Genomic DNA, 20,373 nt, shown 5'->3' on the forward strand with positions numbered 1-20,373 from the left:
GATTGGCCTGCTAGCGAATCTGACCATGGATGGTCAGTTGAGCGGAAAGACCAATACCCTTCAGGGCGAAAATCTATTTGCTAAGAAAGAATCACTTCTTACCCTGACCGTAATAAGCATTAGCGCCATGCTTACGGAGGTAATGCTTATCCAGCAAACGCTGAGGAATATTGGTCACTTCAGGGTTCAGCTGCACAGTGCGGAAAGCCATCTTGGCCACTTCTTCCATCACTACCGCGTTATGAACCGCATTCTTTGGAGAAGTACCCCAACTGAACGGGCCATGCTCACTGATCACAATACCCGGAACAGCCATCGCATCACCGCTACCATTTGCAATAGTCTCGATGATTACCTTGCCGGTATTCAGTTCGTACTCGGATTCAATTTCTTCTTTGGTCAGAGCACGGGTGCAAGGAATCTCACCGTAGAAATAGTCAGCGTGTGTCGTACCCAGTGCCGGAATAGCACGGCTCGCCTGCGCCCATGAAGTCGCGTAAGAAGAGTGAGTATGAACGACGCCGCTCATGTTCTCGTAAGTGCGGTACAGAACCAGATGCGTAGCGGTATCGGAAGAAGGATTCATTTCACCTTCAACCTTATTGCCATCCAGATCCAGAACCACCATATTGGCAGGGCTCAGTTCTTCGTAAGCAACACCACTTGGCTTGATCACCACCAAACCCATTTCACGGTCGATGCCGGAAACATTGCCCCAGGTGAACGTCACCAGACCGTATTCCTGCAACGCCATATTGGCCTTGTAGACGTCTTCTCTCAGCTGAAGCAGGCGCTGAGCCTGCTCTTCAGTTTTAACGAAATCGCTGATCATGCCAGAGCCTCTTCCTTTTCTTCTGCCATCTCTTCAGCAAAAGCTTCAGCCTGAGTCATCGTCAGAACTTCCATCGCCTGACCCAGCTGCTGGTAAGCGTTGTAACGACGCTGGTAATGCTTCATGCGTGTAGGACGTGGGTGATAAACCTGACAGATCGGGCTGGCCATTGCCTTCTGAGCTTCTTCTGTTGTCGCGTAAGTACCCGCAGCAACCGCAGCAAAGATACCGGCACCCAGTGCACAGCACTGCTCGGAATCAACGACAGCAATCTCATAACCCATGACATCACTGCACATCTGCATAACCAAAGAAGACTTCTTGGAGATACCACCGATAGCGATAACACGCTTGATCGGAGCTCCCTGGTCTTTCATGCTTTCAGTAATCGCCTTGGCACCAAACGCTGTGGACTCAACCAGACCGTGGAACACTTCCGGTGCGTCAGAACCCAGATTCAGCTTGTTGATGGAACCGGTCAAACGCTGGTTGGCGTATGGTGTACGACGACCGTTATGCCAATCCAGAGCCAGAGCACCGTCGGAAAAAGGTTCGCGCTGGCTGACAGCCTGAGTCAGCATAGGCAGCAGGGATTCTTCCAGCTTTTCCATGGTTGGCTGATCTTCAGGATGATCTTTCGCCCACTGCTGCATTGGCCATGCCAGCAGACGTTTGTACCATGCGTAAATGTCGCCGAAAGCGGACTGACCGGCTTCCAGAGTCACCATGTCTGGCAGGGCACTGCCCAGAACCTGACCGCAGATACCTTCAATAGTTTTATCGCCCAGCTCTTCAGGCTCAACCATCAGGATGTCACAGGTGGATGTACCCATAACCTTCACCAGGTCACCGGCACGAGCGCCAGCACCGACTGCGCCCATGTGGCAGTCGAATTCACCAACCGCAATGGCAATGCCTTCTTTCAGACCCAGCTTTTCAGACCATTCAGCCGACAGACGACCCGCTACAGCTTCAGAGGTGTAAACCTCTTCGGAGTAATTCGCACGCATACCTTCCAGAGTTGGGGAGATAGCGTTCAGGAATTCCTGAGGAGGCAGACCACCCCAGCTTTCGTGCCACAAAGCCTTATGACCAGCAGCACAGATACCACGCTTGATGCTCTGTGGGTGCAGATTGTCAGACAGCAGGGCAGGGAGCCAGTCGCACAGTTCAACCCAGGTGTGAGCTGCTTTCGCTACGGCTTCGTCCTGTTCGGAAACATAAGCCGCCTTGGACAGGAACCATTCAGAGGAGTAAATGCCACCAACGAATTTGGTGTAATCTTCAAACTTGTCGGACTTCGCCAGTGTGTTAATACGATCAGCGACTTCTACAGACGTGTGATCTTTCCACAGGATGAACATGGCGTTCGGGTTTTCAGCGAACTCTGGCTTCAGCGCCAGAATCTCACCTTTTTCGTCTACTGGAGCCGGGGTAGAACCCGTCGTATCAACACCAATACCGACAACCTTATCAGCAACGCCTTCACCGGCTTCCAGCAAAGCGCTCTTGATAGCGGCAGTCATGGACTCGATATAGTCCAGCGGGTGGTGACGGAAACGGGATTCAGCCGCGTCGCTGTACTTGCCTTCCATCCAGCGTGGATAGTTGCAGACACCGCAGCCCAGCTCTTTGCCAGTATGTGTATCTACGATCACTGCGCGGCCGGAATCGGAACCGAAGTCCAGGCCAATTACATAGCTTTCTGCCATCTCACCCATGGTCTGTCTCTATCTATGAAGCATTAAAAATTTTCTGATATTCATTCTGCTTATATGAGCGAGGGAATGGCATGTTTGGTCAGGCTGAAAACATGGATGGAATCGCTAATGATCAAATGATTTAAGTTTTGTCACTATCTTTTAATTGCTGAGAATAAGCCTAATAAATATGGATTAATTCCGTTTTTATTTGATAAGGCCTCTCAATGTATGGCGTTATCAGCTAAATAAATGGACAAAAATGTTAGATCGACCGTTTATGATTTAAATCACTTTAACGCTTCCCTGATTTTTACCAGAATGAGCCTCAAGCTCTGTTGTTTATTAACATGTCTCTTTTGACTCTCTATCAAGAGGCTGACCAAACAACGCCCCGCAAAGTGCATGAGCGAACTGTTTAAATCGTTGAGTTTGTTATGTCTTTAATAACTTAACGACGACGTATACCGAATAAAGCTATTACCGATTAGTCGAATCAAGGTGGACGGCATGAAGACACTTCGAATTAATGAATCGAAGAAAAAAAGTCAGATTAACGAAGATATCTACGGGCAGTTTGCTGAGCATCTGGGTCGTTGCATCTACGAAGGCATCTACGTAGGCGAAGACTCCGAGATCCCTAACAAAAATGGTATGCGTACCGACGTGGTTGAAGCCCTGAAAGAGATGGGTGTACCGGTTCTGCGCTGGCCTGGCGGTTGTTTTGCAGACGAATACCACTGGATGGAAGGTGTAGGCCCGAAAGCAGAGCGTACTCCTATGGTTAACTCCCTGTGGGGTGGCCTGATCGAGAACAACCACTTTGGTACTCACGAATTCTTCGAGCTGTGCGAACAGCTGGGCTGCAAGACCTACATCAACGGTAACATGGGCAGTGGTACTGTTCAGGAGATGCAGGACTGGGTTCAGTACATGACTGACACCTCTACTTCTCCAATGGCTGAACTTCGTCGTAAGAACGGCCGCGAAGAGCCATGGCGCGTAAACTACTTCGGCATCGGTAACGAAATGTGGGGCTGTGGCGGTAATATGCTGCCAGAGCATTACGCCAGCGAATTCCGTCGTTACAATAACTTTGTCAAAGACTACGACTGGATGAACTTCACTTCCGATACCAAGATCAAGCGTATCGCATCTGGTCCTAACCGCGATGATTACAAGTGGACTGACACCGTAATGGAAGGCATCACCCGTACTGATGCTGGTCGTAGCGAATTTGGTGATTTCGCAAGTTTCCTGGGTGGTGTTCCATCCGGTCTGGCGCTGCATTACTACGCGATTCCGGGTGACTTCACCTGCCGTGGTGATTCCGTCGACTTTGACGAAGAAGAGTACTACGCGACTGTTTCCAAAGCAGCCTGGATGGAAGAGCTGATCGTTAAGCACGGCGCCATCATGGACAAGTACGACCCAGAGAAGAACATCGGTCTGATGGTTGACGAATGGGGCACATGGTACGACGCTCTGGAAGGCACCAACCCGCTGTTCCTGTACCAGCAGAGCACTATCCGTGATGCACTGGTAGCTTCCCTGACCTTCAACATCTTTAACAAGCACTCTGACCGTGTTCACATGGCCAACATTGCCCAGATGGTGAACGTACTGCAGGCCATGGTACTGACTGAAGGCGATCAGATGATCAAGACGCCTACATTCCATGCCTTCAAGATGTTCAAGGGGCACCACAATGCGACTCTGATCGAGTCTGCGCTGGAAGGTATCAAGCAGATCAGTGATGAAGACGAAGATCACTTCGTTAACGAAATCTTTGAGTCCGTATCTCAGGCTGAAGACGGTTCCTACACTGTATCGCTAACTAACGTAGCTCTGGAAGATTCCCAGTCACTGGAAATTGCCTTCGAAGCGTTCAAGCCAGAAAGCGTAGAAGCCACCATTCTGACCGGTACGGTTGACGCTCATAATACCTTCGATGAGCCAGAAGTTGTGAAGACGGTTGAATTCACCGACTTCGAAATCACCGAAAAAGGTCTGAAACTGACCATGCCTGCTACTTCCGTAGTGTGCCTGATCGTTAAGTAATTCAGTCTTAATCGTGAAATACACCGCTCTGATGGTCAGAGCGGTTCTGGAATAAAACTATGAGTCAGAGTCCTAACAACCGTTTTTGCAAGCGATGTCTGGTTGAAGAAGTAAGTGCCGAGCACTACAAACATCTTCAGTCGTATATCGCAAAGATTGATGATGAACTGAAAGTGACAGACATCACTTATCAGGCGCGTCTGGATATCTGCAAAGGTTGTGATCACCTTCACGAAGGACTCTGCCGTGCCTGTGGCTGTTATGTTGAGCTGCGCGGCATTATGAAACGAAACCGCTGTCCTTATAAAAAGTGGTTGGCGGTTTCTGATCAGGATGAGCAAGCATTGGCTCTATCCGCCTGATACACAAATAAATAGATCAGGGTATGCTTCATACATACCCCATGCACTTTTCTTGTACCTGCTATTGTACCTGCTTCAACCAGGCATCACTTTTAAACCATTTTGCGTAAATACGGTCATAACTGCCATCGCCTTTGACCTGACGAAGATAGTTATTCAAAAAGTTCAGCATATCCATATCACCTTGGGCAATTGCCCAGCCTAGTGGCTCATAGGTAAACGGCTGATCCAGATGAACCAACTCCCCTGCGTTCTGTGAGGAGTAAATCGCGTTAAATGGCATGTCATAGACAAAAGCGTCGGCCTTACCGTTTTGAACTTCAAGTAAAGCTTCTGCCTGAGTCTCAAACAGGTTCACTTTGGCTTTACTAATCATACGACTGATTGCCTGTTCACCTGTAGTGCCCAGCTTTGCGGCAATGGTGTATTTTGAGTCATTCAAATCACGGTAGTTGTTAACTTTACCTTCAAGCTTTGGACTTAGCAGAATACTCTGGCCAATAACGATGTACGGTTCTGCAAAGTTAACACGCATATTACGCTTTGCATTTATGGTCATGCCAGCATTGATCAGATGGCACTTTCCAGTCAGCAGCGTTGGAATAATTCCATCCCATGCAGTGTTTACCGGAACGTATTTCACGCCCATCTGACGTGCCATCATTTTTCCCATGTCGATATCAAAGCCAACATAGGAACCATTTTTACTTTTCATCTCAAATGGCATGTAACCCGCGTCAAAACAAACGCGTAATTCGCCTGATTTAGCAATGTCGTCCAGCGTGGTTCCTGCAGAAGCAGTCATGGAGGTAGTCATCAGAGCAACGGCTGTAACAAGACCGCCTAGTAATCTTCGCATGGTTATTCCCTGGGTTTATTATTATCTCGACCCCGATATTTCTTCGAGCCCACGGCTTTATATCAATCACAGAGAGCCTGCTCAATGGAAAACTCAAAGAAAACGGATTAATGCCTCTCTATCGTGCCTGAACTCGGCATTCATCCATTCAATAGAAAGGCACTTATTCGCAGGTTCCTTCGCATCACCCCATGGATTTTTCTTTAGTTCCTGAACCAATAACCATTACTGCCAGAAACCCCATAAACAACGATACAGCTATCACCAGAAAAGCATCACTGAAAGCCATGATGGTTGCATCCTTTGATACTTTCCCCATCAGCAGGGCAAGATCCTGCTGCTGGGACAGAGAGGGAAGCGCCTCTTTCAGTCTGGACAGATATTCTTGTGTATTCGCATCAAACAGTGAAATGCCTTCGCTGATACGCAACTCATGCAACGTACCTCTGCGATCGACCATGGTCGAAAGGATGGCGATTCCCACAGCACCACTTAGGTTACGACTGGTGTTGTAGAGACTGGAAGCCGAGTAGATATCTTTCATCTCCAGCTTTTCCAGAGCAATAACCGACAGAGTCACCATAATGAACGGTTGCCCAATCGCCCTGAGAACCAGGCTGAAACGGAACTGGTCACCGGAGTAATCTGCTGTCATAAAAGCATTCTGATAGACGCTGATGGCAAACATCAGCAATCCAAACAGGCAGAGCCAGCGCTTATCAATAAATTGCATCAATCGTGGAATCAGGGGAATCAGGGGAATCAGTAGCAGCTGCGGAAGCCCGCCCCACAACATCACTTCACCAATCTGCAGCGCGTTGTAGTTCTGAATACTTGAAAGGTACATGGGCAGCAGAAACACCGAACCATACATACCCAGACCAATAGCACAGTTGGCCAGATTACCAAGAAAGAACTGTCTGTCTTTCAGTATTCTCAGGTTCAACAACGGGTTGTCCCGTGTCAGCTGAAACCAGACGAAACTGACCAGAGAAACCGCTGACACGACAGATATAAAAGCAATCTCGTGGGATTCAAACCAGTTATTTCTGTTGCCTTCTTCCAGCACAAATTCCAATGACGCAAGACCAATGGAAAGGGTTGCAATACCGGCCCAATCCGCCTGTTTCAGTAGATCAAGACGCATAGGCTCTTCATCAAGGGCATAGCGCAACATGGCAAGCATCACCAAACCCGGCACAACATTGATATATACCCGTCGCCTTTGAAGATATGAGGTCGTTAGCTGCTCTCGTTCACATCAGTCACCTGCTATTTACAGGCTCATGGGGCTTCATTCGTTTGCCACCTATTCACATCTCCAGATCCTTTGGGTATATAAACCTCTCTTTTCAGACAGAAATAATTAGGAGCTAACTCTCATCCAGAGAGAGCTTCAGTGTCTCGGCAAGGTTACAGACATCGCGAGGTGTCCAGTAGCCTTTTGGGCTAACGTCTCTAAAAACATTCTGCAACCCCTTCCCCTTAATCCCTGCTCTGATTAATCTTGCTGCAACTGATGAGCAGTTAAAGCCGATTAACTGATAATATTCATGTCGTTTCTGAATTAACTTCCATTTATGCTTCATCGCCTGAGTATCTACATTGGGTAATTCTATGATCACGGGCTTTCCATGATTAAAAAAATCACTTTTGAAGTCATTATTTTTCGAACAAGCAAGGAAGGGGCCTACGACCGTTTTTTTATCATCAAAACTCCATGAAGCGTAATTGGATTTATCATCCGCTTGTTTTCCTTCAGAAGACCCCAGCACTATCGCAGCATGCTGAACACTTTCACCGTATGGATTCATAAATAACAGTACATAAGCCTTATTGGGATCATTAAACCGTTTCCAATACTTATTGATTTTGACTTCGGTGATTTTTTTAGTGATATTGAAATCAGGCATCAAGGCATTGAAGGTTCCTTGAAAAATCCTTAATGGCTTGAGAAGAATACGGTTCAAGAAGACTACAAAATGTTGCAGCTTCGTCAGTTTTCTATCTTTCAGGGATTTCCGTTCCCAGAGTCTGGTGTGAACAGGCGCTTTAGGAATAGCTGACCTAGTCTCTGAACTCTTTTTTTCAGAGCTTTCAGGTGTACTATATAATGTTGCTGAAACGGGGTCGGTATTAGGGGGGATAGTATTTGGCATGCCTTTCACATCCTTGCTAGAGTCATTTTTTATTCAAAAGTATAGCTCCCCATACCAAATACCCCATTGGCAAGAAGTGTCTTCTTAAATTGCTATGATAGGCATACATTTACAATAAAACGGAGTCAGCTATGGCAAGGTTACCCGACAATCCGGATGTCCTGATCATGGGTCATCCATTACTGTTCAAATCTCAGCGTCAGGTAACCATTGATGAGATTCACTCTGAAGAGTTTCAGCACAACCTTGAAGTGATGAAACAGAGCCAGTTCGACTCCATAGGGATTGGTCTGGCGGCTCCACAGATTGGTTGGGAAGTCAGAGTGATGAGTATCGGAATTTCCAAAGAGAATCATGCGCGATACCCCAAGGCACCTTATATCCCTTTCTGTTACTGGATTAATCCTCAAGTCATTGAAGTCAGCAAAGAAACGAACTGGACTTGGGAAGGTTGCCTCTCAGTGCCTGGCGTAAGAGCATGGATAGAGCGCCCTGCAGCTATTACTCTGGCTGGATATGATGAGCATGGCCAGAGGAAAGAAGAGTCTTTTGAAGGTTTTCCTGCGCGGGTTATGCAGCATGAACTTGATCACCTCAACGGCTACCTCTTTCCCATGCGGGTTGATGACAAAAGCCTGATTATTCCCCATGAAGCCATTCTCCATCAGGAACAGTGGGCAGAAAACTGGCCTACGGAAAGTGCCCGAAATACAGAAAGAGGGCAGCTGTCTGCGAACAGATAACCAGGCGCTGGATCAAAAGTTATGTGCTACTGCGGCTGTAATAGGTGGACAGCCAGAGCTTTGCTTCCAATACTTAGTGAATATGGCCACTAAATTGAGCAGGGATGCCAATGCCTCTTAAAGCTGACTCCGGCAAGGGTTCAAGACCTCCTCTCTCATTACCCGAGAATAACCATGAAGCCAAAACCACTGAAGGCGTATCCACAAGTGGAGTCAAAATCAGCGCCCATGAAACTCATCCCAATAAATATCTGAAAAACCATCAAGGTGAGCTTGATAAGTCGATTGCTGAAAGGTCGACCACTCCGGCACTCCCAAAGAAAAGTCTGAAGTTCGATATCGACAAAGTTGTTTTCCAGCAGTTTCAGTCTCTGGTCAATGAGCAGCCATCAAAAGCAAGCTTAAAACAGTTCAATTTTACTGCCCATGGCTTCCGAGCTCATATCCATGATGATCAGGCAAAGATAGCAAAAGAGATAGTAAGGCAGGGTTTGGCTACTTATGTAGAATCTGAAGATAAAGAGTACTTTGAAGTTCAATATGCCTTTCCGAAAGATTTTCACCAGAGGCTTGCTGCTGCAGAAACTGCTCTGAGTGCAGGCACACAAGTAGATGATAAATCGCTGACAGAACGGAGCGTTAAAGCTAACCGTCATGAACGAGCAACAAGTGTCATCAGGCCAGCCGTTTCTAAACCGAACCAGGCAGTGAAAAAGCGCGCCCTGAAACAGCTAAGACCACAACTTCCCTTTCTTACCCGCTGGGCCATCAGGCTGCATTTGAAGCCTTCTAAGGCTGAACTTCAGGAAATAGCCAACAGGTTTCCAATACCTTTTAACTCACTTACTTTTGCCAGTCCTTTTCAACGTCAAATAAACAGACAGTTGGAAGTATCCGAGCTGAAGTTCTGTCGAGTCCTTGAACAAGTTGGACTGGTGACTATGAAAAAGTCATCGAGTGGAAAATATAAAGTTACCGTTCAAAGACCTTATGATTTGTCACGACAGCTTGAGGCTGCAGAAAGGCTGGCAAACTGCCTTCCCGAGGCTGTCATGGCCGTAGAAAAATTCAACTGGACTGAAGCTCTCAATAACATGAGCAATGAGGCTGCTGCTCATCTGCTGAACAATAGCCTGTTACTCCAAAACAAACAGAGTTATCGGTTATCAGTGATTAGTCAGCAGACCCTTGAAAAACTGAAGAGCCTTCCCGTGAGTCCAATCAAATCTGACCATTAACCGGCAGCGAATCCAGTAAGTCAGCGAGCAGAGTCCGACAAGCATCGAACAAATCATCTCCCTGTTTACCTTCACCTGTCCCTCGGGTACTCCAGATCACCTCTCCATTACGAACGTCGGTAACAGCAACACTGAGAGTCACTACAGGCTTACCGGCATCATTATAAAACCACTGATCAATCTCGCCCGAGATGGAGAAACTGACTTCATTCAGTCTTGCCCACTGCTTGCCGTTTTGAAGACGGTGAGCATCCGCTAAACGTTTTGAAGCGGTGGTTACTTCTGATTCAGGGTAAAGCCTGGCCTGAGTAACACCTTTTGATGGCAGTTGAACCATCAGAATACGCTCAACCTGAATGGTTACACCCGTCGCTTCACTGTTATTAATAAAGGGCAAAACACCCCATGAAGCAGTGCCGGGAAGCCCTTCTTTATAAAGCCCGGCAGACGCTGCCTTTCCAGACAAGCTCCCCTGACTGTTCTTGCCGATATATCCAATTCTGTCGATGCCGAACTGCTGACAACCCGACAACACTAATATGGCAAATACACTGAATAGTATTTTTCTAAGCATCTTTCCCTTGCTCTCCCCTGAGCGACTGATGGTTTAGCCTGAGCCACTGCAGAGCAATAACTGCGGGGGCATTCGCTATACGTCCATCCTCTATCATCTGAAAGGTTTCTGATGCAGGAAATACATGCACCCTGATATCTTCGCCTTCCTCCTCCAATCCATGGACACCGCCTGCATTTTTTGAATCAGTGATGCCGCAGTAAAGCATCATTCTCTCATTACACCCGCCCGGACTCAGATAAACATTGGTGATAGGCATCAGCTTATCAACCTGACAGTTGGCTTCTTCTTCCACTTCCCTTAGAGCCACTGACTCCAGAGTTTCGCCAGGTTCGGAAATACCGGCAACGATTTCCAGTAACCAAGGGTCATCATCGGCAGCCATCGGGCCTACTCTAAACTGTTCAACCAGAACAACCTTATCCTCGACAGGATCAAAGAGCAGTACGCCAACGGATGGCACTCTGAGGACAACCTCTCTGCTCAGTACTGGTCCCTGACCACCATTAAACAAAGCGTGCCGGAGCTTGTACCGAACAAGTTTCAGAAAACCGTTATAGGCTTTCTCTTTTTCTTCGACACAAACATCGTCAAAACCAAGACCGGACAGTTTCATAACACACCTTTAAGTGTTCTGGCATAACGAATTAAATGTCTATTTGCCTGCCTTCGGCGGGCAAATAGACATTGATATATTCGATTACTTGTGCCAACACATACACCGGTGTATTTGTCACCGGAACTTCTGATTGCTCAAGCCTGTTGATAAAGGCCATTATCAAGAATGTACTGGTAGACAGAGGAAAACAAAAGGGGCTTGAGTGCTTCTTTGTTCTTCACAATGCCTTCTGCCACAAGCTCTCGCACTTTTGTACTTCTTATATTCAGCCGCTCGCTGGCTGTAAACAGTTGCCAGCGGTTTTCTATTTCCGCGGCTTTGTAGAAGCGATTCCATGTCTCAGGTGCGGCATTATCCGGACCTCGAATAAAACCCAGTTCAGCTTCCGGATACAGCTTTTCCAGATAACAAAGCAGGTCGTAGGTATAGACTGGCTTGTCAGGGTTAGCTCTCAACAGTTCAGCTTCTATGGCACTGGCTTCCAGCTGGCATTCATCAACCTCGGCTTCATTGACGAAGTGTTCAGCCATAGAAAGTCGGTGTTGGAAGGGCTGCATGTCTTTGGCAAAAGCGTGTGCCGCACTGGGCATCAATAATATGCAGTCGAACTCTTTCGCCGCCTGCTCGATAACGTCCAGATGGCCAAGTGTAGGGGGGTTAAACGCAGAACCAAAAATGCCGATTCGCCCGAACTTCATATGTTTCTGTTCCATCATGGATGCTCAGCGATAGTTTACCCTGAAGCAGTCTTTTGGAGAAAATCAGTCAAGTCTGAAAACAGCGAAAAACGAAAACCGTATAAGTAAAAACATCAGAACATCAAGAAACAAACCTGACCAAAGAGAACAAACATCCTCGAAAAACCGATATTAATAGCATAATTCTCACTAAAAACATCAAAAAAAAGAAACTCCATTTTTAGCTGTAAACTATTACAAAGGCTATGGTATCCGTCAGACTACGTATAGTTAACCTGTTAAGTACTAATACAAAATATTTCGATAGAAAGTAATATAGAACTCGGTTAATTACTCTCTGACTATATTTCTGGTTGGAATTTTGTAAGGTCTGATGTCTACCCTCCTCCTTCCCCTCTGATATCAGACCTTTTTTCTTTTCTTCTCTCTACACCATCTGTCACTAAACAACTCTCCCTGAAAGCACCAATACTCACCTGAAAAACTCGGTAATGATTTGAATCAGGCTGATCTGTAGCTCTATTTTTCGATCAGGTTGATGCTGTCCGGCAACTTTATATCTACTGCCACGGGCAGATGGTCAGACATAGGGAAATTAAGAACCCCAACCCGTTGAACATCTAATGATGGGCTGACAAGAATATGGTCGAGAGACTTTCTCGGCCTCCAGCTCGGAAAGGTCCCCATACCAGCGTGGGCAGCGACAAGCGCAGAGTTTTTTAACGGAGAGTTATTAAGCAGTTGTTCCGCATGGGTATTCATATCGCCCATAAGAACGACATGGTCGTACTGATCGATAACATCTTTAAGATAGGAAAGCTGAAGGTTTCTGGCTCTATGACTAAGTGCCAGATGCATCATAACCACTACCAGAGGGCTTTCTTCATTGCCAAAGTGGGAAATAATCGCACCTCTGCCAGGAATTAACCCCGGGAGTTTATGGTCTTCCAGACTGCCGGGACGGTAGCGACTGAGAAGGCCATTACTGTGCTGTGCCAGCTTGCCCAGATTGCGGTTGAGCTGTTGATACCAGAAAGGAAAACCTGCTCTAAGGGCCAGATATTCGGTCTGATTCACAAAGCCACTGCGCAGGCTTCCACCATCGACCTCCTGAAGCGCAACAAGGTCAAAGTCTGAAACAGTAGACGCTATTTGATCAAGGGTTTTGATTCGTCTGGCATTGGGAAGAACATGCTGCCAGCTTCTGGTGAGGTAATGACGGTACTGCTGGGTATTGATCCCAACCTGAATATTAAAGCTCAGGAGCCTTAAGTGCCCGGGCTTTCTGGCTTTGGAATGGTACTCCTGAAGAGAGGGTACGGTTCCCGGATGCCTGATCCGCCGCAAGCGGCGGGTCAGGGTTCCCTTGATTTCATTCAACGGCATCAAATGTACCTGGAGAGGAATCAGGATTTGGCTGGTTTGCTCTCTTGCTTAGGCTTGGTTTCTTTCTTAGCCTTGGCAGCACGTTCCTTTCGGACTTTCTCAATCAGGAAGTCAGCAACTTCAGGCATCTTGCCCAGACCAACGGTTGGTTCAACCACGAAACGGCCATCTACGATCATGGCTGGAACGCCAGTTAGCTGATAGCCTCGAACTTTGGCACCGGCCTGGTTCAACAGGTTCAGCACACCGAAAGAGTTGTAGTAACTGGTGAACAGTTTCTTATCCAGCTTGAATTCCCTGTTCAGGTATTCAGCCATGGTTTTCACATCACCCAGACGGTTTCTGCGTTCCTGAACTTCAATAAAGATCTTGTCATGAATTTTATGCAGTTCTTTCTTGTCGGAAACCATGGATTCCAGAGCGAAGTAAAGCTGAGCGTGTGTCTTCCAGATGTTCGGGCCAAAAAAGCCAGGAACATGAACAAAAACAGTGTCGGCCTTCAGCTTAGGTTTCCAGGCATCAACAATAGGTTCCAGACTGTAGCAATGTGGGCAGCCGTACCAGAAGACTTCTGACACTTCGATCTGGTCTTTCTTCACAGAAGTCTGAACCGGGCTACTCAGCACCCGATAGTGTTCACCTTCTTTAAATTTATCCTGTGCGGCAGCATGAGCCAGCAGGGGAAATAACATCACCAGCCAAAGGTGCTTCATGATTTTCGGCATTAACATACGCTCCAGTTCTTTATAAATATCTATATCGGTCAAACAGTATCAAAAGTTCATCGGCTCTGCACAGTATGACAGCACGGGCTGCCGACTGTTTTGTTCGAACCATTGAAAAAACGAACCAAGATTATGGCTCAATCAGACATGATTACAGTGGGAACTGCATAGAATGCGGATATAAGCGACAGGATGTCGTGTATATAGAGGGACTGTAAGGGGTTTGAAAAACATTCACCTGCCTTACCTTACACAAACAAAAAATGCCGATCAGATGTTAATCTGATCGGCATTTTTGAAGTGCTCATTGAAGGCTCCTGCTTAAGGGGCCAGAGCTGAAGATTAACGCAGGCCGCTGATATAGCTGGACAGTGCGTCTACTTCTTTATTACTCAACTTTTCAGCGATGGTGCGCATAATCTTGGTGTCACCATCGTTCACACGATCGCCTTCACGGAAATCACGCAACTGCTTTGCAGTGTACTGCGCGTGCTGACCAGCGATCTGTGGGAAACCCGCCAGAGAGTTGCCCTTACCGGTTGGAGAGTGACAAGCACCACAGGCCGGAATAGCTTTCTTCTCATTACCAAAGCGGTACAGCGTTTCACCCAGTTTTGCCAACTTAGGATCAGCTGCGCCTACTGGTGCTGGCTGACTGGCATAAAAGGCAGCGATATCTTCAATATCCTGCTTGCTCAGACTGCCAACGAAAGGAACCATTTCTGGCACCACTCGCTCACCGGCTTTGATTTCTGTAATCTGCTTGGTCAGATAACGTTCGCCCTGACCTGCAAGATGAGGAAAGTTAGGTGCCAGACTGACACCGGCAGCGCCATGACAGGCAGTACAGGTGGCAACTTTTGCCTTGCCCGCACTTGCATCCCCTTTTGCAAATGCGACCCCTGAAACCCCCAAAGACACTACAAGACTGAAAATAACTTTTTTCATTAAACCCGACCCAGCTACAGCACTTGCCATGAGTGACTGTTATTATTCCAACCTTCCCAGTCAGCTGTTTTCATGATGGTCTGTAAAGAAAAAGCTTTGTTTTCCCTTACAAAAATCCTCTTTGTTCCAGCTTGTTTATTAGACCTGTGCCCGGTCTTTATTCTGAAAAAGGCGACGTGAACGGCTGCATATGCCCCAAAACGAGAGCTAGTATATACTGGATTGATTCTTTCCGGTAGTTGCTCACCCCCAGAGAAACTGCCGTTGACCGGCACATTGCCATGGCTGCTACCTAGTATATGACGCAGTATGTGAACCGCCTTTCGACTCCTTTTGTCGGAGTCTGTTCAGGAGCTATTCCAATCGACTGCCAAGTCAAGGAAAATTGCAGCAATTTTCATTTTCCTGAAGAAGTCCGGACGAAGGTACGCCTCTAGATATTCGGACATATGAATTTGCGAATCATTAGCCGCCTTTACCGTGTTAATGACCAGTTAGATATTTAATTACAAGTGCCCTGACACTTATAAAAGGTCTGCTCAATGACAGATACCAGAGATGGTTTGAACTACCGCAAGGCAACGTTTGTTACCAGTGCACCAACCCTTAAGCTCTGCCCGCCGGACAATTGCCGTGAAGTCGCCTTTGCTGGCCGTTCCAATGCAGGTAAGTCCAGTGCCCTGAACACCCTGACCGGTTCAAAAATTGCCCGTACCAGTAAGACTCCGGGCCGTACCCAGCTGATGAACTACTTCACCATTGAAGAGAACATTCATCTGGTTGACCTCCCTGGTTATGGCTACGCGAAAGTACCAGAGGCCATGAAACTGCAATGGCAGAAACATCTAGATGACTACCTGACCAACAGACAATCTCTTATGGGGCTGGTGCTTCTGGTTGATATTCGTCACCCGCCAAAAGAATTTGACCGCATGATGATTCAATGGAGCATTGAATCAAAACTGCCACTGCATATTCTGTTGACCAAGAGCGACAAGCTGAAATCAGGTGTAGCCAAACAGGCGGTTAACAAGCTGAAGAATGAACTTAGGGAATACCCACAGATTACTGTCCAGCCTTTTTCTGCCCTGAAAAAAACCGGTGTAGATTTACTTGCCCAGAAACTGGATAGCTGGCTTCTGGTTGAGGACGACGACCTTGAAGAGATGCACGAAGAAGAGCAGTTTGAAGAAGGTCATTTCGACGAAGAGTAGGGTGAAAAGTGAAACAAAAAAAGACGCCAGTTATCGGGGGAGGATAACTGGCGCCACAAGCTCCGTTTTTTTATTGGGAGGTACGGAGTTCAACACTTTTCACACACATAACACACAAGGAGTCGTTGTAAGAAGAAGGTTTCTGGGGGGAGATTCTTCATCTTACATAACATCAGACTGGCACCTGACTCATTAGTTCCAGTCTGAGTAACTGGTATTCGACCAAAGGTCTTAAAAGTAAAAACAGCAGACAAAAAAAATCCGGTACCAGGGGGATGGTTACCGGATTGATCGCGATGTTTGTCGGGGAACATTCCATCGCTTTTTTGCCAACACTAAACACACAAGGAGCTGTAGAAAGAGGTTTTCACTTGCTACATATATTGAGACAACCACTTTTCAGAAAAGTTCCGAAAAAAATAACCTTTTTATAAAAATATTTTTGAAGCCTGAAAGAAGGACAAAAAAAACCGGATTTCAGGGGGAGTGAAAACCGGTAGTTTGCAGTCTGTCTGTCGGGGAACATCAGTCTGCATTATTACACCAACACTAAACACACAAGGAGCTGTAGAAAGAGGTTTTTTCTTGCTACATATACTGAGACCACCACTTTCCAGAAAAGTTCCTGAAAAAATAACTTTTTTATAAAAATATTTTTGAAGCCTGAAAGAAGAACAAAAAAAACCGGCTTTCAGGGGGATTGAAAACCGGTAGTCTGCAGTCTGTTTGTCGGGGAACATCAGTCTGCATTATTACACCAACACTAAACACACAAGGAACTGTAGAAAGAGTTTTTTCCTGCTACATATACTGAGACAATCACTTTTCGAAAAAGTTCCCGCTAGAAGAAAAAAGTTTTAAACCGGGAGTCGTATAACTCCCGGCCAGCGCCCCTGATTAATGAGCCTCATCCCAGTTATCACCCACACCCGCTTCCACCAGCAGAGGTACATGAAGATCTGCAGCCTGAGACATCTTCTCAATGATACCTGCCTGTACTTCTTCCAGCTGGCTCTCAGCGACTTCCAGAACCAGTTCATCGTGTACCTGCATAATCATGCGGGCATCAATGTCTGAACTGGCCAGCCATTCATCAACAGCAAACATGGCACGTTTGATAATGTCTGCAGCGGTTCCCTGCATAGGCGCGTTAATCGCTGTGCGTTCTGCTGCCTGACGACGCATACCGTTGCGGGCATTGATTTCCGGCAGGTAGAGGCGACGACCAAACAGAGTTTCAACATAACCTTTCTCCTTGGCCGCTTCCTTAGTGGTATCCATATATTTCAGGACACCTGGATAACGATCGAAGTAGAGGTCGATATATTCCTGAGCGGACTTTCTGGAAATACCCAGTTGTTTAGCCAGGCCGAAAGAAGACATGCCATAGATCAAGCCAAAGTTAATCGCCTTGGCACTGCGTCGCTGTTCGGTGGTGACACTTTCCAGCTCAACACCAAAGACTTCCGCCGCAGTAGCCTTGTGGATATCCAGACCTTTGGCAAAGGCATTCAGCAAACCTTCGTCACCGGACAGGTGCGCCATAATGCGCAGTTCGATTTGAGAGTAATCCGCTGCAACCAGCTTGTAACCTTCAGGGGCAACAAAAGCCTGACGTACTTTGCGGCCTTCTTCAGTACGAATAGGAATGTTCTGCAGGTTTGGATCAGAAGAAGACAATCGTCCTGTAGCGGTCACAGCCTGATGATAAGAGGTATGAATGCGCTGAGTCTTTGGATTGATCATCTGCGGCAGCTTGTCGGTATAGGTCGACTTCAGTTTGCTCAGACCACGATGTTCAATCAGCAGTTTTGGCAGTGGGTAATCCAGCGCCAGTTCCTGCAGCACTTCTTCCGCTGTGGATGGCTGACCTTTTGGCGTTTTCTTGATGACTGGCAGACCCAGTTTTTCAAACAGTATCGCCTGTAGCTGTTTCGGTGAAGCCAGATTGAAAGGCTCACCGGCTGCCTCATGAGCTTGTTTTTCCAGCTCCTGAAGACGAGTACCAATCATCATGCTTTGTTTGCCAAGCAATGCACCGTCAACTTTGGCGCCATTACGCTCCATACGGGACATCAATGAAACCAGTGGCATCTCAATGTCATGGAAAACCTTGGCCAGTGACTCTTCTTTTTCCAGTTGTGGATAAATAGCCTGATGCAGTCGCAGAGTGATATCTGCGTCTTCCGCTGCATATGGCCCGGCCTGTTCCAGTTCAATCTGGTTAAAGGTCAGCTGCTTCTTACCTTTACCGGCAATTTCTTCGAAGGAGATGCACTTATGACCAAGGTACTTATCTGCCAGACTGTTCATATCATGGCGAGTGGCGGTTGAGTTGAGAACGTAGGACTCCAGCATGGTGTCATAGGCAATACCGTTCAGCTCAACATCATAATTAGCCAGCACACTTCTGTCGTATTTCAGGTTCTGACCGACTTTCTTTTTACTGTCATCCGCCAGCAATGGCTTCAGCTGTTCCAGAACCCAGTTTCTGTCCAGCTGCTCCGGTGCCCCCATATAATCATGAGCAACCGGCACATAAGCCGCTTTGCCTGCTTCCACAGCAAAGGACACACCCACCAGCTCGGCCACCATATAATCGAGACTTGTGGTTTCTGTATCAAAGGCAAAGAGTTCAGATTCGTTCAGCAGCTTGAACCAGCTTTCGAAAGATTCTTTGGTCAAAACAGTTTCATAGTCAGTTTCAATCGCAGGAATGGTTTCTTCTTCTGCGACACCCGATACGTCTGCACCACTCTTCTCAAGGTCAGTAATCATGGAGCGGAATTCAAACTGCTTGAACAGTGCCAGCAGTGCTTCCGTATTCAGCGGTTCAGCTTTTAATTCTTCTATAGAAACCGGTAACTCAACATCGAGCTTGATCGTAGCCAGATCACGGGAAAGCAGTACGATCTCTTTGTGTTCTTCAAATTTGGCCGCAAAGGTTTTACTGCCACGGAAACCCAGAGCGGCTACTTCATCCAGACGTTCGGCCACTTCATCAATGCTGCCTATACCTTGTAACAGAGCCAGTGCTGTCTTCTGACCAACCCCCGGCATACCCGGAATGTTATCGCTGGAGTCGCCCATCAGGGCAAGGTAATCAATAATCAGATGAGCAGGAATGCCAAACTTATCAACCACACCATCCAGATCGGTTCTGGAATCATTCATGGTATCCATTAGGGTGACGTGCTCTGACACCAGCTGGGCGATATCTTTATCGCCGGTTGAGATAACCGTAGCGATCTTCTTCTCGGTGGCCTGTTTCGCCAGCGTACCTATTACATCATCAGCCTCTACACCATCAATCATCAGCAACGGCATTCCGAGCGCACGTACTATGTCGTGTATAGGCTGAACCTGTGAACGAAGATCGTCAGGCATGGGCTTACGGGTTGCCTTGTAGTCTTCGAACATGTCATGACGGAAATTCTTACCCTTGGCATCGAATATCACCGCAACCGGACTGCCAGGAAAGTCTCGCAGAAGACTTTTCAGCATATTGGTCATCACTCGAATGGCACCGGTAGGCTGGCCATCAGAGGTTCGCAGGTTCGCTCGTTCGGAAGCGTGAAATGCACGGTAAAGGTAGGATGATCCATCCACCAGAACCAGTGGGGCAGTTGTTTGATTCGGCATGACGAAATACTGTCTCTATAATCTGATTGTCAACGGCTCGTTTCATCCCGTAGGCTAACGGTAAGAGCCTTCAACTGCTCTTATATGAAAGCCTTAAGCTTCTTCTAGAGAGCCTTCAGCCCTCGGAGCTGTTGTCGGGGTGGACTGCTAATCAGCTATTCTAATCCTTTTTTGACTAAGGACGCATTCCCGACACGGGGTAAGAGGACATTATGAAATCGCTTTTCGCATTGTTGATTCTTTCTTTGGGGCTTGTTGGCTGTAGTAGTCTGTCAAAAGAGCCTGCAGCAGGCTCTGCTCCCAAACCACCTCATGCCAGTAATTCCAGCTCATCAGCACTGCCCATCAGTAAGGAAGATTTCGAGAAGATCCCCAAAGGTTTGCGGCCTGAGCAGCTGGAAGAAAGGGATGACACCACGGTAGTGATTCGTCCGGGAACACAGAAATCGATAAAGGAATACCGTATCAATGGTTTTCTCTACGGCATTCTGGTTACCCCAAAGGTTGGCAAGCCTTACTATCTGGTGGCTGCAGACCATAAAGGTAATTTTATAGATCCCAGCAGACCGACTTTACTGATTCCTTCCTGGACCATTTTTCAGTGGAAATAAGC

The 20,373-nt window shown here is 47.1% G+C and carries 18 protein-coding genes; 6 read left to right on the top strand and 12 right to left on the bottom strand.

All coding sequences use genetic code 11. The features are described from left to right. Window positions 1-91: 91 nt before the first annotated feature. Entirely contained in the window at window positions 92-832 is a 741-nt protein-coding gene (locus EOPP23_RS09930; RefSeq protein WP_153765785.1) for an L-ribulose-5-phosphate 4-epimerase, read from the bottom strand. Then, window positions 829-2,553, bottom strand: coding sequence for a ribulokinase (locus tag EOPP23_RS09935; RefSeq protein WP_228550644.1), 1,725 nt, complete (start codon window positions 2,551-2,553; stop codon window positions 829-831). Before EOPP23_RS09935 ends, EOPP23_RS09930 begins: the two co-directional genes overlap by 4 nt. A gap of 489 nt (window positions 2,554-3,042) precedes the next feature. Between EOPP23_RS09935 and EOPP23_RS09940 the strand changes: the two genes are divergently transcribed. Then, entirely contained in the window at window positions 3,043-4,593 is a 1,551-nt protein-coding gene (locus tag EOPP23_RS09940) for an alpha-N-arabinofuranosidase (protein WP_153765786.1), read from the top strand. 59 nt (window positions 4,594-4,652) lie between these two features. After that, window positions 4,653-4,955: a DUF6171 family protein gene (locus EOPP23_RS09945; RefSeq protein ID WP_153765787.1), complete on the top strand. Its 303-nt coding sequence runs from the start codon at window positions 4,653-4,655 to the stop codon at window positions 4,953-4,955. A 61-nt stretch (window positions 4,956-5,016) separates the two neighbouring features. Here the strand turns inward: EOPP23_RS09945 and EOPP23_RS09950 are convergent, their stop codons facing one another. The 3 genes from EOPP23_RS09950 to EOPP23_RS09960 all read right to left on the bottom strand — a co-directional run bounded on the left by EOPP23_RS09950 (window position 5,017) and on the right by EOPP23_RS09960 (window position 7,973). After that, window positions 5,017-5,814, bottom strand: coding sequence for a transporter substrate-binding domain-containing protein (locus EOPP23_RS09950; RefSeq protein ID WP_153765788.1), 798 nt, complete (start codon window positions 5,812-5,814; stop codon window positions 5,017-5,019). Between the two features lie 184 nt (window positions 5,815-5,998). Beyond that, window positions 5,999-7,015: an MFS transporter gene (locus EOPP23_RS09955; protein ID WP_370514737.1), complete on the bottom strand. Its 1,017-nt coding sequence runs from the start codon at window positions 7,013-7,015 to the stop codon at window positions 5,999-6,001. 172 nt (window positions 7,016-7,187) lie between these two features. Beyond that, a complete protein-coding gene (locus tag EOPP23_RS09960) occupies window positions 7,188-7,973 on the bottom strand; it encodes a hypothetical protein (RefSeq protein ID WP_153765790.1) in 786 nt (261 codons plus the stop codon). 131 nt (window positions 7,974-8,104) lie between these two features. On the opposite strand from EOPP23_RS09960, the gene def reads away from it, so the two are divergent. Further along, window positions 8,105-8,716, top strand: coding sequence for a peptide deformylase (gene def, locus EOPP23_RS09965; RefSeq protein ID WP_153765791.1), 612 nt, complete (start codon window positions 8,105-8,107; stop codon window positions 8,714-8,716). 110 nt (window positions 8,717-8,826) lie between these two features. After that, window positions 8,827-9,954, top strand: coding sequence for a hypothetical protein (locus tag EOPP23_RS09970; RefSeq protein ID WP_153765792.1), 1,128 nt, complete (start codon window positions 8,827-8,829; stop codon window positions 9,952-9,954). Here the strand turns inward: EOPP23_RS09970 and EOPP23_RS09975 are convergent. The 6 genes from EOPP23_RS09975 to EOPP23_RS10000 all read right to left on the bottom strand — a co-directional run bounded on the left by EOPP23_RS09975 (window position 9,938) and on the right by EOPP23_RS10000 (window position 14,904). After that, window positions 9,938-10,528: a hypothetical protein gene (locus EOPP23_RS09975; RefSeq protein WP_153765793.1), complete on the bottom strand. Its 591-nt coding sequence runs from the start codon at window positions 10,526-10,528 to the stop codon at window positions 9,938-9,940. The two genes, EOPP23_RS09970 and EOPP23_RS09975, sit on opposite strands and share 17 nt — an antisense overlap. Then, complete coding sequence (locus EOPP23_RS09980) at window positions 10,521-11,144, bottom strand: NUDIX domain-containing protein (protein ID WP_153765794.1); 624 nt, start codon at window positions 11,142-11,144, stop codon at window positions 10,521-10,523. The genes EOPP23_RS09975 and EOPP23_RS09980 overlap by 8 nt, the downstream gene beginning before the upstream one ends. A gap of 137 nt (window positions 11,145-11,281) precedes the next feature. Continuing rightward, window positions 11,282-11,863: an adenylyltransferase/cytidyltransferase family protein gene (locus EOPP23_RS09985; protein WP_153765795.1), complete on the bottom strand. Its 582-nt coding sequence runs from the start codon at window positions 11,861-11,863 to the stop codon at window positions 11,282-11,284. A gap of 501 nt (window positions 11,864-12,364) precedes the next feature. Beyond that, window positions 12,365-13,231 (bottom strand): endonuclease/exonuclease/phosphatase family protein, encoded by an 867-nt coding sequence (locus EOPP23_RS09990; RefSeq protein WP_153765796.1) that lies wholly within the window; start codon window positions 13,229-13,231, stop codon window positions 12,365-12,367. A 20-nt stretch (window positions 13,232-13,251) separates the two neighbouring features. Next, entirely contained in the window at window positions 13,252-13,956 is a 705-nt protein-coding gene (locus tag EOPP23_RS09995) for a thiol:disulfide interchange protein DsbA/DsbL (protein WP_153765797.1), read from the bottom strand. 342 nt (window positions 13,957-14,298) lie between these two features. Continuing rightward, window positions 14,299-14,904 (bottom strand): cytochrome c, encoded by a 606-nt coding sequence (locus EOPP23_RS10000; RefSeq protein ID WP_153765798.1) that lies wholly within the window; start codon window positions 14,902-14,904, stop codon window positions 14,299-14,301. Between the two features lie 542 nt (window positions 14,905-15,446). On the opposite strand from EOPP23_RS10000, the gene yihA reads away from it, so the two are divergent. After that, the gene (gene yihA, locus EOPP23_RS10005; protein WP_153765799.1) at window positions 15,447-16,118 is read left to right on the top strand and encodes a ribosome biogenesis GTP-binding protein YihA/YsxC; all 672 of its coding nucleotides are present in this window, start codon (window positions 15,447-15,449) and stop codon (window positions 16,116-16,118) included. Window positions 16,119-17,015: 897 nt separating this feature from the next. Here yihA and polA read toward each other — a convergent pair. Then, window positions 17,016-19,760, bottom strand: coding sequence for a DNA polymerase I (polA, locus tag EOPP23_RS10010; protein WP_153765800.1), 2,745 nt, complete (start codon window positions 19,758-19,760; stop codon window positions 17,016-17,018). Between the two features lie 212 nt (window positions 19,761-19,972). On the opposite strand from polA, the gene EOPP23_RS10015 reads away from it, so the two are divergent. After that, the gene (locus EOPP23_RS10015) at window positions 19,973-20,371 is read left to right on the top strand and encodes a DUF2782 domain-containing protein (RefSeq protein WP_153765801.1); all 399 of its coding nucleotides are present in this window, start codon (window positions 19,973-19,975) and stop codon (window positions 20,369-20,371) included. The last annotated feature ends 2 nt before the right edge of the window (window positions 20,372-20,373 follow it).

This window comes from Endozoicomonas sp. OPT23 (genome assembly GCF_009653635.1).
Taxonomy (GTDB): Bacteria; Pseudomonadota; Gammaproteobacteria; order Pseudomonadales; family Endozoicomonadaceae; genus Endozoicomonas_A.